At 59.8% G+C, this 12,754-nt stretch carries 13 protein-coding genes; 6 read left to right on the plus strand and 7 right to left on the minus strand.

The genetic code is table 11. The annotated features are described in order from the left end of the window. Positions 1 to 90: 90 nt before the first annotated feature. A complete protein-coding gene (locus C4J88_RS08585; RefSeq protein WP_124403559.1) occupies positions 91 to 831 on the plus strand; it encodes a DUF599 domain-containing protein in 741 nt (246 codons plus the stop codon). Between the two features lie 83 nt (positions 832 to 914). On the opposite strand, the gene C4J88_RS08590 is transcribed toward C4J88_RS08585, so the two are convergent. Then, complete coding sequence (locus C4J88_RS08590; protein ID WP_124370173.1) at positions 915 to 1,172, minus strand: hypothetical protein; 258 nt, start codon at positions 1,170 to 1,172, stop codon at positions 915 to 917. Positions 1,173 to 1,326: 154 nt separating this feature from the next. On the opposite strand from C4J88_RS08590, the gene C4J88_RS08595 reads away from it, so the two are divergent. The 4 genes from C4J88_RS08595 (at position 1,327) to C4J88_RS08610 (ending at position 5,011) form a co-directional block, all read left to right on the plus strand. Next, on the plus strand, positions 1,327 to 1,773 hold the full coding sequence (locus C4J88_RS08595) for a PaaI family thioesterase (RefSeq protein ID WP_124366432.1): 447 nt from the start codon (positions 1,327 to 1,329) through the stop codon (positions 1,771 to 1,773). Beyond that, entirely contained in the window at positions 1,770 to 2,222 is a 453-nt protein-coding gene (locus C4J88_RS08600) for a PaaI family thioesterase (RefSeq protein ID WP_124406723.1), read from the plus strand. The genes C4J88_RS08595 and C4J88_RS08600 overlap by 4 nt, the downstream gene beginning before the upstream one ends. An 89-nt stretch (positions 2,223 to 2,311) precedes the next feature. Then, a complete protein-coding gene (gene htpG / locus C4J88_RS08605) occupies positions 2,312 to 4,216 on the plus strand; it encodes a molecular chaperone HtpG (protein ID WP_124406724.1) in 1,905 nt (634 codons plus the stop codon). A 66-nt stretch (positions 4,217 to 4,282) separates the two neighbouring features. Next, positions 4,283 to 5,011: a dienelactone hydrolase family protein gene (locus C4J88_RS08610; protein ID WP_124406725.1), complete on the plus strand. Its 729-nt coding sequence runs from the start codon at positions 4,283 to 4,285 to the stop codon at positions 5,009 to 5,011. Between the two features lie 113 nt (positions 5,012 to 5,124). Here C4J88_RS08610 and C4J88_RS08615 read toward each other — a convergent pair whose 3' ends face one another. Continuing rightward, complete coding sequence (locus C4J88_RS08615; RefSeq protein ID WP_124406726.1) at positions 5,125 to 5,991, minus strand: pirin family protein; 867 nt, start codon at positions 5,989 to 5,991, stop codon at positions 5,125 to 5,127. Positions 5,992 to 6,056: 65 nt separating this feature from the next. Beyond that, the gene (locus tag C4J88_RS08620; RefSeq protein WP_124361989.1) at positions 6,057 to 6,473 is read right to left on the minus strand and encodes an OsmC family protein; all 417 of its coding nucleotides are present in this window, start codon (positions 6,471 to 6,473) and stop codon (positions 6,057 to 6,059) included. A 170-nt stretch (positions 6,474 to 6,643) separates the two neighbouring features. Between C4J88_RS08620 and C4J88_RS08625 the strand changes: the two genes are divergently transcribed. Beyond that, positions 6,644 to 7,636 (plus strand): amidohydrolase family protein, encoded by a 993-nt coding sequence (locus tag C4J88_RS08625; protein ID WP_372238012.1) that lies wholly within the window; start codon positions 6,644 to 6,646, stop codon positions 7,634 to 7,636. A gap of 292 nt (positions 7,637 to 7,928) precedes the next feature. Here C4J88_RS08625 and fabB read toward each other — a convergent pair whose 3' ends face one another. The 4 genes from fabB to C4J88_RS08645 form a co-directional block, all read right to left on the minus strand. Then, positions 7,929 to 9,149, minus strand: coding sequence for a beta-ketoacyl-ACP synthase I (gene fabB / locus C4J88_RS08630; protein ID WP_124366438.1), 1,221 nt, complete (start codon positions 9,147 to 9,149; stop codon positions 7,929 to 7,931). A gap of 11 nt (positions 9,150 to 9,160) precedes the next feature. Next, the gene (fabA, locus tag C4J88_RS08635) at positions 9,161 to 9,676 is read right to left on the minus strand and encodes a 3-hydroxyacyl-[acyl-carrier-protein] dehydratase FabA (RefSeq protein WP_003210552.1); all 516 of its coding nucleotides are present in this window, start codon (positions 9,674 to 9,676) and stop codon (positions 9,161 to 9,163) included. Positions 9,677 to 9,925: 249 nt separating this feature from the next. Continuing rightward, a complete protein-coding gene (locus C4J88_RS08640; protein ID WP_124370179.1) occupies positions 9,926 to 11,827 on the minus strand; it encodes an ATP-binding protein in 1,902 nt (633 codons plus the stop codon). Then, a complete protein-coding gene (locus tag C4J88_RS08645; protein ID WP_124406728.1) occupies positions 11,824 to 12,753 on the minus strand; it encodes an ABC transporter substrate-binding protein in 930 nt (309 codons plus the stop codon). The genes C4J88_RS08640 and C4J88_RS08645 overlap by 4 nt, the downstream gene beginning before the upstream one ends. Between the last annotated feature and the right edge of the window lies 1 nt (position 12,754).

Raw genomic sequence — 12,754 nt, forward strand, 5'->3', positions numbered from 1 at the left:
TTTTATGGGCGTCATGCAGTGTCTTTTTGCTTGAGCTAGCGTCGAACAGGTGACTCATTTCTCAAATGGAAACTGTGAACAAGGGCCCACATGTCGTTTGTCGAAACCAATCAAGTCCACCTGCTTGCTGCCCTATGGTTCATCCTGTGTTGGGGCGGTTATACCCGTTACGCCACCTGGAAGGCCCGCGACACGGCCTGCCTGGCCAGCGTGTTGCATCTGTATCGCGAAGACTGGATGCGCCGCATGTTGCTGCGCGATAACCGCATCGCCGACGCCAGCGTGATCGGTAACCTGGAGCGGAACGCCTCGTTCTTCGCCTCCAGCACCTTGATCATCCTCGCCGGCATCCTCACCGTGCTGGGCGCCTCCGAGCGGGCGGTATCGCTGCTGGCGGATATCCCCATGGTGCAGCAGGCGTCCCAGGGTATGTCGGAGATCAAGTTGCTGTGCCTGGCGCTGGTGTTCGTCTACGCCTTCTTCACCTTCAGCTGGTGCATGCGTCAGTACAACTTTGCCGCAGTGCTGGTGGGCTCGGCGCCGATGATCGGTGAGCGGCATGTGTCGGAGCAGGAGCGCAATGCATTTGCCTTGCGGGCGGCGCGGGTGATTTCGATGGCGGCCAACCAGTTCAACTTTGGCCTGCGCGCTTATTACTTCGGCATGACCATGCTGGCCTGGTTTGTCAGCCCGTGGTTGTTCATGTTGATGAGCAGCGGGGTGGTACTAGTGCTTTACCGTCGTGAGTTCCATTCCGACGTTTTACAGGTGATGGTGTATACCCCGACGGAGATGCACGTCCCGGATCCGGCAAAAGACAACGTGTCTTGAACGCCGGATAAAACAGCAGGCAAAGAAAAGCCCGCTGTATAAGCGGGCTATCTTTTGCAGCACTACAGCTTTACACCGTGCAATTACTGCTTGGCAGGCTCTGCAGGTGCGGCAGGTGCAGCTTCTTTTGCGGCGGCAGCGTTCGATTCGGCCTGAGCTTTGGCAGCATCGGCGTTTTCTTTCGCAGCGTCGTTCACTTTATCCTGTGCTTTCGCCATGTCTTGCTGAGCTTGCTCAGAATGTGCAGCGGCGTCTTGGGCTTTGTCTTCGGATTTCTTGTCGCAGGCAGCCAGGCCGAGGGTAGCGGCCAGCATCATGGAAATAGCTAATGTGTTGCGCATGGTGTTTCTCCTTATTGAAGATATCTACTGGCCTTTCGAACTCAAGGGGCCAGCATTAGTTCCTTTTGTTCCACAGATATATAAAGCTTTTCGCCAGGAACTTTCCAAATTATTACCTATCCGGCCCACCCACACTAATAAGAATTTAAAAACAATGACCGAAACCCCCTTGTTAGACCGCGCCACTCGCTTTGCTTCGGCGCTTCGCCATTGCCAGGTGCTGGGGATTACGGTCCACGCTGCGACGGAGGAGGGCATGACGCTGGTGTTGCCCTACGGCGCGCATATCGTCGGTGATCCCCGCAGCGGCGTCATCCACGGTGGCGCGCTGACTTCGTTGATGGACACCGCCTGCGGCATGGCCACCCTGTGCGTGCTACCCGAATTCGAGGTATGCCCGACCCTGGATTTGCGCATCGACTATATGCATCCCGCCGAACCGCATAAACCGGTGTATGGCTTCGCCCAATGCTACCGGGTAACCACCGATGTGATCTTCACCCGCGGCGTGGCCTATCAGGACGATCCGCAGCAGCCCATTGCCCATGTAGTAGGTACCTTCATGCGCATGGGCAAGCACCTCAAGGGGATGCCAGCGTGAGTCATCGATTCAAGACCCGCCTGGAGCAAGCACTGGAGCACGGCGATTACGGGGCACTGCTCGATCTGGTTCCCTACGCAAAGCTGATCGGCGTCGAATGCACGCGCTCAGGGGACGAATTGCTGTTTCGCCTGCCTGCCAACAAGGACAACATTGGTAACCCTATATTGCCGGCGCTGCATGGCGGGGTGATCGCAGGCTTCATGGAACTGTCAGCGGCGTTGCACTTGCTCGTATTTACCGGCGCCCCGGGCCTGCCGAAAATCATCGACTTCTCCCTGGATTACCTGCGCGCCGGCCAATTTCGCGACACCTACGCCACCTGTCAGGTGTGGCGCCAGGGCCGGCGTGTCGCCAACGTGGCGATCACCGCCTGGCAAACCACGTCAGCGGAACCAATTGCCACCGCTCGCGCACATTTCAAGATCGAGGAACCGCCGCGCCCTTGAAATCCAGGTTGGAGCCCCCAACTTTGATGACAACCCGCCGCCAACCCTTTCGGGCGCGGCCATTGCCATCCAATTGGAGTTTGATGACCATGAGTGTGGAAACTCAAAAGGAAACCCTGGGCTTCCAGACCGAGGTGAAGCAGCTGCTGCACCTCATGATCCATTCGCTGTATTCCAACAAGGAAATTTTCCTTCGCGAATTGATCTCGAACGCCTCTGACGCTGTCGACAAATTACGTTTCGAAGCCCTGTCCAAGCCAGAGTTGCTGGAAGGTGGCGCCGAACTGAAAATCCGTGTGAGCTACGACAAAGACGCCAAAACCGTCACCCTCGAAGACAACGGTATCGGCATGAGCCGTGACGATGCGATCACCCACCTGGGGACCATCGCTAAATCCGGCACCGCAGACTTCATGAAGAACCTGTCGGGCGACCAGAAAAAAGATTCTCACCTGATCGGTCAATTCGGCGTGGGTTTCTATTCGGCTTTCATCGTTGCCGACAAGGTAGATGTGTTCAGCCGCCGCGCCGGTCTTGACGCCAGCGAAGGTGTGCACTGGGCTTCCAAAGGTGAGGGCGAGTTTGAAATCGCCACCCTCGACAAGCCTGACCGTGGCACCCGCATCGTGCTGCACCTGAAAGATGGCGAAGACGAATTCGCCGATGGCTGGCGCCTGCGCAACATCATCAAGAAATACTCCGACCACATCGCCCTGCCGGTCGAGTTGCCGAAAGAACAGACGGCTGCCGAAGGCGAAGAAACACCGGCCGTCGAATGGGAAACCGTCAACCGCGCCAGCGCCCTGTGGACCCGTCCGCGTACCGAGATCAAGGACGAGGAATACCAGGAGTTCTACAAGCACATCGGCCACGATTACGAGAACCCGCTGAGCTGGAGCCACAACAAGGTCGAAGGCAAGCTGGAATACAGTTCGCTGCTCTACGTGCCGGCCCGTGCGCCGTTCGACCTGTACCAGCGCGAAGCGCCGAAGGGCCTGAAGCTTTACGTCCAGCGTGTGTTCGTGATGGACCAGGCGGAATCGTTCCTGCCGCTGTACCTGCGCTTCATCAAGGGTGTGGTCGACTCCAACGACCTGTCGCTGAACGTGTCGCGTGAGATCCTGCAAAAAGACCCGATCATCGACTCCATGAAGTCGGCGTTGACCAAGCGCGTACTCGACATGCTGGAAAAACTGGCGAAGAACGAGCCCGAGAAATACAAGGGCTTCTGGAAAAACTTCGGCCAGGTCATGAAAGAAGGTCCGGCAGAAGATTTCGCCAACAAGGAAAAAATCGCCGGTCTGCTGCGTTTTGCCTCGACTCAAGGTGAAGACGGTGAACAGGTTGTGTCGCTGGCCGACTACCTGGCACGCGCCAAGGAAGGTCAGGACAAGATCTACTACCTCACCGGTGAAACCTACGCTCAGGTTAAAAACAGCCCGCACCTGGAAGTCTTCCGCAAGAAAGGCATCGAAGTGCTGCTGCTGACCGACCGTATCGATGAGTGGCTGATGAGCTACCTCACCGAATTCGACGGCAAGTCGTTTGTGGACGTAGCGCGTGGCGACCTGGACCTGGGCAACCTGGATTCCGAGGAAGACAAGAAAGCCGCTGAAGAAGTCGCCAAGTCCAAAGAAGGCCTGGTTGAGCGGATCAAGGCGTCCCTGGGTGAAGCCGTCAGCGAAGTGCGGGTTTCCCATCGTCTGACCGATTCGCCGGCGATCTTGGCCATCGGCGAGCAGGACCTGGGCATGCAGATGCGTCAGATCCTCGAAGCCAGCGGTCAGAAGGTTCCGGATTCCAAGCCGATCTTCGAATTCAACCCGGCGCACCCGCTGATCGAGAAGCTCGACGGTGAGCAGAGCGAAGAGCGTTTTGGCGACCTGTCGCACATCCTCTTTGATCAGGCGGCCCTGGCCGCTGGCGACAGCCTGAAAGACCCGGCCGCTTATGTGCGTCGACTGAACAAGCTGTTGGTTGAACTGTCGGTTTAACACCGTTGTAGAAAAACCCGCTTCGGCGGGTTTTTTCGTTTTAGCGCACCTCAACTGGAGTGAATCATGAGCCAAGTCACACTACGTTCCGTGGTCTATCAGATTGATGGCCAGACTTATGAAAGCCGCTTGGCGTTCGATGCCAGCCACAAAGGCCCGTTGCCGGGGCTGTTAATGGCACCGAACTGGATGGGCGTGAGCGCAGGGGCCGAAGAGATCGCCAAGACCGTGGCCGACCAAGGCTATGTGGTATTGATCGCCGACCTCTATGGGCAAACCGTGCGTCCTTCGAACGGTGATGAGGCGGGTGCGGCGATGATGCCGCTGAAGAACGACCGTGCCTTGCTGAACAAGCGTATGCAAGCCGCCTTCGAACACCTGCAAAGCCAGACTGAAGCGGCTGTGGATACGTCGAAACTTGCGACCTTCGGCTTCTGCTTCGGTGGCTGCTGCTCCCTGGAGCTGGCCCGTACCGGTGCGCCGTTGAAAGCAGCGGTATCGTTCCATGGCACCCTCGACACACCGAACCCCGCAGATGCGAAGAACATCAAGGGTTCAGTACTGGTGCTGCACGGCGCCTCGGACCCGCTGGTACCGAAAGAACAACTGCCGGCGTTCGAAGATGAAATGAACGCAGCGGGTGTGGATTGGCAATTGCTCAGCTACGGTGGCGCGGTGCATTCCTTTACCGACCCCGAAGCCAATGTGCCCGGCAAGATGATGTATGACGCCAAGACCGCAGCGCGGGCGTTCCGGTCGATGCATAACTTGCTGGATGAGGTGTTCAAGGGCTGATTTTCAGGGCCTGTCAGGGCCTCATCGGGGGCAAGTCGAATCGTCGCACCGCCCCTCCCACATTTTGAATGTATTCGCAGTCCAAGTGTGGGAGGGGGGCTTGCCCCCGATAGCTATCTAACAGGCAACTCAATCCTTTCAGACTCCCCCGGCACCGTCGGCCAATCCCCAGCCGCCCAGCGCTGCCGCGCCTGTTCGATCACCGCCGGGTCGCTCGCCACAAAGTTCCAGTTGATCCGCCGTGGCCCATCCAGCGGCGCGCCGCCAAGTATCACCAGGTGGCAGTCACTCTCGGCAGACAGGGTCATCTCCTGCCCAGTCGGCAAGACCACCAGGCTGCGTACCTCCAGAACCTCACCGTCCAACTGCGCTTCACCCTCCAGTACATACACCGCGCGCTCCTCGTGCTCATCCGGGATCAGCAGGGTAGTGGCCGTCTGCATCCGCACCTCGGCATACAGCGTGGGCGACAGCACCGGTACGGGCGACTTGAGACAGAACCCGCTGCCGGCGATCAGGCGCACCTGCACGCCCAGGTTATCGCTGACCGGCAAACTTGCCGCCGGATGATAGCTGTAGTGGCCGGGACCGGTTTCGTGGTGCTTGGGCGATGCCAGCCACACTTGCAGCCCATGCAGCGTAAAACCACTGGCCTTGACCGCCTCGGGCGTGCGCTCGACGTGGGCAATCGCACTGCCAGCAGTCATCCAGCTGACCTCGCCGGCCTGCACCACCTGGTCCGAGCCCAGGCTGTCCTTGTGCTGCAAGGTGCCTTCGAACAGATAGGTGAGGGTCGACAGCCCGATATGGGGATGCTGGCGGATATTCATCCCACTGCCCGGCGCGTAACGGGTCGGCAGCATATGGTCGAAAAACACGAAAGGCCCGACGCTGCGGCATTCACGCGAGGGCAGTGGGCGCAGGATAGGCTGGCCCTCGACATCTTCGGGGCGAGGGCGGATCACGGTGAGCGTGGTCATGGGGGGCATCCCTGTCTGAGCGGGTTGGATGACGCTGAGCATAACCCGCTCGGACAGAGTTGGCGTTATTGGCTGAAGGCGCCTTCCGAAAGTGTGGTCTCGATGCTGACTTCGGCGGTGGTCATCAGTTTGTGCACCGGGCACTTGTCGGCGACACGGTGCAACTCATCGCGCTGAGCGTCGGTGAGTACGCCCTTGAGGGTCAGCTTGACGTTGAGCCTGTACTTACCTTTTTGCTCTTCGGCGGCGTCGTGGGTAACTTCTACCGTCACGCCGGTGAGCGGAATGTCTTTCTTTTGCGCATAGAGCCTGACGGTCAAGGCCTTGCACGATGCCAGCGCAGCATCGAAGTAATCATGGGGAGAGGGCGCTGAATCGTCACCTCCCAGGCTCTTGGGCAGGTCGGTAAACAGCTCGTGATTGTTGATAGCGACGCTGTGACGGAAATTCTCAGCGTTCAACGTATTGACGGTAACAGGCATGGCGAACCTCACAAGGCTGTGGATGACGGTCATGCAGTAATAGAACATGCCGACGCTGGGGCGTTCCAGGTTTTTGTCCGTGCTGAACCCCAATGCATGGCGCAAGGTCTACCCGTATCAGCCCCTATCGAGGTATCACCGTGCTCTGGACCCGTGTGAGTTTTGCCCTGATGCTCGCCGCCAGCAGCCTTGCGGCGCAGGCTCGCGAGTATGCCTACAGTGATGGGCACCTGCATTACGTGGACTTTTTCCAGGAAACCGCAGGCATGGACAAGTTGCTCAAGGCCATGGCGGAGAATCGCATCGAACATGTGATGATTTCCGGCATTCCCGTGGCCAAGAAATGGCATGAGGACGAACCCAAGCGCCCGCGCTATTACGCAGGCGACGATGCCGATGCCTATTGGTACAGCGCCACCGATGTGATCGTCGCCGCCGCGGTCAATAAGCTGAGCCCTGAACAGCGCCAGCACTTTCATCCGTTCCTGGCCGGTTTCAATCCTAACGACAAGAACTCCGCTGCCCACATCCAGCGCATGCTCGACCTCAACCCAGGGCTGTGGCAGGGCATTGGCGAGGTGTTTACCCGCCACGACGACCTCACCGCGCTGACCTCGGGTGACACACCACGCGCCAACAACGAAGCCATGACGCGCATTTATCACTTGGCGGCGGAGAACGACCTGCCGGTGATGGTGCACTCCAACATTACCTCCAAGCGCGAGCGCAACCCGTTGTACCTGGCCGAAATCGAGCAGCCGCTGCGCAACCATCCGCACACGCGCTTTATCTGGGCCCACGCCGGCACCAGCAAGGAAATCCATCGCCATCAGGTGCAAATGGAGTTCTTGCTGCCCACCTTGAATCGCCTGCTGGAAACCTACCCCAACCTGTATATCGACCTATCGTGGAGCATGCTCACCCCGTATTTGCTGGATGATGCCGGAAAGCCCCGGCCGGAGTGGGTCAAGCTGGTAGAGCGTTTCCCGGATCGCTTCATGTTGGGCTCTGATGTGGTAGGACGCTTCAACAAGCTGGGTAAGGAAATGCGCCGCTTTGATCCCTTCCTTGATGCATTGCCTGAAGACGTTGCCCACAAGGTCGCGCGGGATAACTTTTTGGCCATCCTGCCCAAGTCGCCTCGCGATGAGGGAGCGCATTGATAGCGGGTTTTGGTTTTGTGTAATGACGTAAGGCGCCGTTAACGTACAGCGGTGGCGCGGTTTTTGTGTAGGGCTGGGGCTGAGGTGGCCCTATCGGGGCATGGGTATCTACACAATTTTGGCACGCTCTTGAACCTGTGACGGCTCAGGAGCCGAAGCCTCACTAACTGACGCCCCGCGACCAAAATGTGGGAGGGGGCTTGCCCCCGATGCAGGTGACCCGGTCTCATTCAGTGGCCCATAAAAAAGCCCCGAACCAGTCGGGGCTTTTCATTGGATCAAGCTACAGGCCTTACTTGCCCTGCCAGCGTTTCAGCACCAGGGTGGCGTTGGTGCCACCAAAGCCGAAGCTGTTGCTCATCACGGTGTCGATTTTTACATCTTCAACGGTCTTGGTCAGGATCGGCATATCGGCGACGACCGGGTCGATCTCGTCGATGTTGGCCGAACCGGCCATGAAGTTGCCTTCCATCATCAGCAGGCAGTAGATCGCTTCGTGAACGCCAGCGGCGCCCAGGGAGTGACCTGACAGGCTCTTGGTGGAGCTGATTTTCGGCGCCTTGTCCCCGAATACCGCACGCACGCCTTCCATTTCCTTGGCGTCGCCAACCGGAGTCGAAGTGCCGTGGGTGTTCAGGTAGTCGATCGGGGTGTCCACGGTGGACATCGCCATCTGCATGCAACGGATGGCGCCTTCACCGCTTGGCGCAACCATGTCGTAGCCGTCGGACGTCGCACCGTAGCCGACGATTTCCGCGTAGATCTTCGCGCCACGGGCCAGGGCGTGTTCCAGTTCCTCGACCACGACCATGCCGCCACCGCCGGCGATGACGAAACCGTCACGCTTGGCGTCGTAGGCGCGGGAAGCCTTTTCCGGGGTTTCGTTGTACTGGGTGGACAGCGCGCCCATGGCGTCGAACAGGAACGATTGGCTCCAATGTTCTTCTTCACCGCCGCCGGCGAATACGATGTCCTGCTTGCCCAGTTGAATCTGCTCAACGGCAGTGCCGATGCAGTGGGCGCTGGTGGCGCAGGCCGAGGAGATCGAGTAGTTGACACCCTTGATCTGGAACGGCGTGGCCAGGCAAGCCGAAACGGTGCTGCCCATGGTCCGCGTGACACGGTACGGGCCAACGCGTTTCACGCCTTTTTCGCGCAGGATGTCCAGCGCTTCCATCTGGTTCAGGGTGGATGCGCCGCCGGAGCCGGCGATCAGGCCGGTACGTACGTTCGACACCTGGTCTTCGCTCAGGCCGGAGTCGGCGATTGCGTCTTTCATGGCCAGGTAGGCGTAGGCGGCAGCGTGGCCGACGAAGCGATAGATCTTGCGATCGATCAGTTCTTCGAGGGGCAGGTCAATGGAGCCGGAAACCTGGCTACGCAGACCCATTTCGGCATATTCCGGGTTGAAGCGGATGCCAGGGCGACTTGCACGCAGGTTAGCGGTGACGGTCTCTTTGTCATTGCCCAGGCAAGAAACGATGCCCAGACCAGTGATAACGACGCGGCGCATGCGGATAACCCTTAAAAGTTGTCAGTGGAAGTGAATACGCCGACCCGAAGGCCTTCGGCAGTATAGATCTCGCGACCGTCGACAGTCACCGAACCGTCGGCAATGGCCAGGTTCAGCTTGCCCTTGAGGACGCGCTTGATTTGAATGTTGTAGGTGACTTTCTTGGCGGTCGGCAGGACCTGGCCAAAGAACTTCACTTCGCCCGAACCCAGGGCGCGACCGCGACCCGGCAGGCCTTGCCAGCCCAGGTAGAAGCCGACCAGTTGCCACATGGCATCGAGGCCCAAGCAGCCCGGCATCACCGGGTCTCCTTCGAAGTGGCAGGCGAAGAACCACAGGTCAGGGGTGATATCCAGCTCGGCGACCAATTCACCTTTGCCGTACTTGCCACCCTCTTCGCTGATATGGGTGATGCGATCCACCATCAGCATGTTCGGGGCGGGCAGTTGCGCGTTACCTGGGCCGAACAGCTCACCGCGACTGCAGCGCAGCAGGTCTTCCCGAGTAAAGGCGTTTTGTTTGGTCATGCGAGCTCCTCAATAATCCCATGCGGCAGGGTAGGGCAAATCTTCCCGAACCGAATGAAGCGTTCATGCCTCATAGCGGTAGCCTACACATAGACTATTGCGTTGTAGTGAAAGTCACAGCGTCAAGGTACTCAATGTACACTTGTTCACTGAAATGTTAAACCGGACCTGTTTATCGGCCCGTTCGGGTGCCTAAGACTGCCGCACTTTCGTCTTCCACGCCAGTCGGACTTGGCTTGAACGCGACAGCTAGTTCACCCAGCGCTGAAGGATTTGCTGCAAATCCGTGCGTTTGAACGGTTTGGCCAGGTAATCGTTCATTCCAGCAGCGAGGCAGGCTTCGCGGTCGCCCTGCAAGGCGTTGGCGGTCAGGGCGATAATCGGCAGATCGGCGCAGCCCGGCAGCTGGCGGATGCGCCGGGTGGCCTCGTAGCCGTCGATCAATGGCAGGCGGCAATCCATCAGGATGGCCGTGAAAATCAGGCTTTCGGCGCTGCGGATTGCCTCGGCGCCATCGGTGGCCAGGCTGACTTCGAAGCCCAGGCTGCGCAGCATGGCTTCGACCACGGTACGATTAACTGGGTTGTCTTCCACCAGCAGTATGTGCCGCCCGTCGCCTGCACTGGTTTTACCCACGGCGTCCGGTGCGATGGCGGGCAGGCTCTGTTGATCAATAGCCAGCGGAATTTCCAGGGTGAACACCGAACCCCGGCCTTCTTCGCTCTGGGCGCGCAGGGTGCCACCCATGCGTTCGGCCAGCGTACGGGCAATCGGCAGGCCGAGGCCGGTGCCGCCGTAACGTCTTGAAATAGAGCTGTCGGCCTGCTGGAACGCGTCGAACATCAATTCCAGGCGCTCGGCGGAAATGCCGATACCACTGTCGCGCACGGTGCAGGTGAACCACACCAGTTCATGGTCCAGGGTTTGCCAGTGGGGCTGCACGTGTACCGTGCCGTGCTCCGTGAACTTCAAGGCATTGCCGATCAGGTTCACCAGAATCTGCCGGATACGCGTCGGATCACCGCGCACCCGCAGGGCTTCCATGCCCGATGGAATCGGCAGCTCAAGGGCCAGCCCGCGTTGCTGCGCACTGTGCTGGAACGCCTGGGCGCAACTGCTGATCAGCTCGGCCAGGTTGAAGGAAATATGTTCCAGCTCCAGCGCGGCCCGTTCGATACGCGAAAAGTCGAGGATGTCGTTGATCACCTTGAGCAGGTGCTCGGTGGACTCGGAGGCCAGCGCCGCGTACTCGGCCTGCTCTTCGGTCATCTCGGTGGTTTCCAGCAGTTGCAGCATGCCCAGCACGCCATTCATGGGCGTGCGCAGCTCATGGCTCATCATCGCCAGGAAGTCCGACTTGGCATTGTTCGCGCGCTCGGCTTCTTCGCGGGTCTGGATCAGCTGGGCCATGGCCTGCTGTTGTTCACGGCTGGCCTGGTTGAGGCCGGCGGCCAGGTTGTTGATGTGCCGCGCCAGATCGCCCAGTTCGGAGTCATCGACAATCGGCAGCGGTGTCTTGTAGTCGCCCTGCTGGATGGCCTTCACCGCATTCCCCATGGCGCTGATCGGCTGCGACAGGCTGGCGGCCAGGCGTCGCGCCAGCAGGCAGGTGAACAACAGCGCGAACAGCGCCAGGATGCCGGCCTTGAACAGGATTTCCTGCTGGCGCTGGCTGAACGCATCGTTGGACATCCCGACGATCACTCGGCCCAGGTAATCCGCGCGCGGCGCTGTGGGTTCGTTGAGGTTGTCCTGGAAAAAGTCATTGCCCAACTGGATATGTTGCAAGCGGATCGGTGCCTGGAACACCTTCACCGACAGTGAGCGGTCGTGTTTCTCCGACGGCTGCTCGACGTACACCAGAATGTTCTCGGCGCTGTCCTGAATCTCCAGGAAGCGCACGTGGGGGGTGGCCAGCGTCGCGCGCAGCAGGGTGTCGAGCACCTCGTTGTTGCCGGAAATAACGCCGTACTCGGTGGCCGGCGCCAGTTGGTTGGCGATCAACTGGCCGGTGTGGTCCAGTTCCTGGCGCAAGTCCTGGATACGCACGAAGGTAAAGAAGCTGATCAACAGCAAGGTCAGCAACAGCGCGGGCCCCAGGGTGATGAGCTGGGTGCGGGTGTTGATGTCCCAGCGACGGCGCAAGGTCATGGGCGTCTGTCTCCTTCGGCCAAGCGGGCGGCGACGGCAGCTTCGTCGACCTGTTCGATGCCCAGTGAGCGCGCGACTTGCGGGTTGCCCACCACTTTGAAATGTTCCGGGTAGAGCGTGCGCGGCCAGTTGGCAGGCGGGTGGTCCAGCAGCCGGTCGAGTACCGCGAGCCAGTCAGGCTGGTCGCTGTAAGTGCTGGCCAGGCTCCCAGCGCGGACAAACCCGGCATTGGGCCCCACCAACGGCAATTGCTGGGCATAGCTGCTCAATAACAGGTTTTTGGCGGTTTTAGGGTTGTACAGTTGCGGATCGTCCAGGCCCAGCAGCACGTCACTGTTCTTGAACAGGGCTTGCAGGGGGCGGCTGTCACTGGTGTTGTCCCAGCGTTGCGGCACGATTTCCAGGCCCAGCGGCGCCGCGTACCGGTGTAGCTCGGGCAGCAGGAATTCGCTGTCGGCACCGTAAAGCACACCGATGCGCCGGGCCTGGGGCACGATGCTGGCGATCAGGCGCAACTGGCGCGTCAGCGGCGGATCGCTCCACAACAGGCTGATTTTTGCCGGGTGAGCGCCGCCCAGGCGTTGCTGGGCTTGCAGACGGCTGATGCGCAGCACCAGGGTCGGCGGGCCCTGGCTGTCCTGCAAGCGCCAGTCGAGGCCGGGCAGGTCGAGCAGGATCAGGCGGGTAGTGGCGGGCAACTGGCTCGGCGCCGGCAGGTTTTGCAGCAGGGTGAAGGAGACATGGTCTTCGGGGCGCTGTTGGGCGAGGGCCTGTGTAAAGGCTTGGACGCCGGCACCGTCCTCGGCGGCGGTCAGCAGGATTTCCGCGCTCCACACGGGCCTCGTGAACAGCAGGCACGCCAGCAGCAAGCCTTTGCGCCACAGCCTTGAAACGACAGGGAGGGTCATCCGTGACGAGTCGCCCATG

The organism is Pseudomonas sp. R4-39-08, from assembly GCF_003852275.1.
In the GTDB taxonomy this organism is placed as follows: Bacteria; Pseudomonadota; Gammaproteobacteria; order Pseudomonadales; family Pseudomonadaceae; genus Aquipseudomonas.

Bases quoted from the DNA above. Each gene is read 5' to 3' on its own strand.
- htpG (WP_124406724.1), top strand. From the start codon at position 2,312: ATGAGTGTGGAAACTCAAAAGGAAACCCTGGGCTTCCAGACCGAGGTG.
- C4J88_RS08640 (WP_124370179.1), bottom strand. From the start codon at position 11,827: ATGACCTTGCGCCGTCGCTGGGACATCAACACCCGCACCCAGCTCATC.
- C4J88_RS08595 (WP_124366432.1), top strand. From the start codon at position 1,327: ATGACCGAAACCCCCTTGTTAGACCGCGCCACTCGCTTTGCTTCGGCG.
- C4J88_RS08585 (WP_124403559.1), top strand. From the start codon at position 91: ATGTCGTTTGTCGAAACCAATCAAGTCCACCTGCTTGCTGCCCTATGG.
- C4J88_RS08590 (WP_124370173.1), bottom strand. From the start codon at position 1,172: ATGCGCAACACATTAGCTATTTCCATGATGCTGGCCGCTACCCTCGGC.
- C4J88_RS08615 (WP_124406726.1), bottom strand. From the start codon at position 5,991: ATGACCACGCTCACCGTGATCCGCCCTCGCCCCGAAGATGTCGAGGGC.
- C4J88_RS08645 (WP_124406728.1), bottom strand. From the start codon at position 12,753: ATGGGCGACTCGTCACGGATGACCCTCCCTGTCGTTTCAAGGCTGTGG.
- C4J88_RS08620 (WP_124361989.1), bottom strand. From the start codon at position 6,473: ATGCCTGTTACCGTCAATACGTTGAACGCTGAGAATTTCCGTCACAGC.
- fabB (WP_124366438.1), bottom strand. From the start codon at position 9,149: ATGCGCCGCGTCGTTATCACTGGTCTGGGCATCGTTTCTTGCCTGGGC.
- C4J88_RS08610 (WP_124406725.1), top strand. From the start codon at position 4,283: ATGAGCCAAGTCACACTACGTTCCGTGGTCTATCAGATTGATGGCCAG.
- C4J88_RS08625 (WP_372238012.1), top strand. From the start codon at position 6,644: ATGCTCGCCGCCAGCAGCCTTGCGGCGCAGGCTCGCGAGTATGCCTAC.
- fabA (WP_003210552.1), bottom strand. From the start codon at position 9,676: ATGACCAAACAAAACGCCTTTACTCGGGAAGACCTGCTGCGCTGCAGT.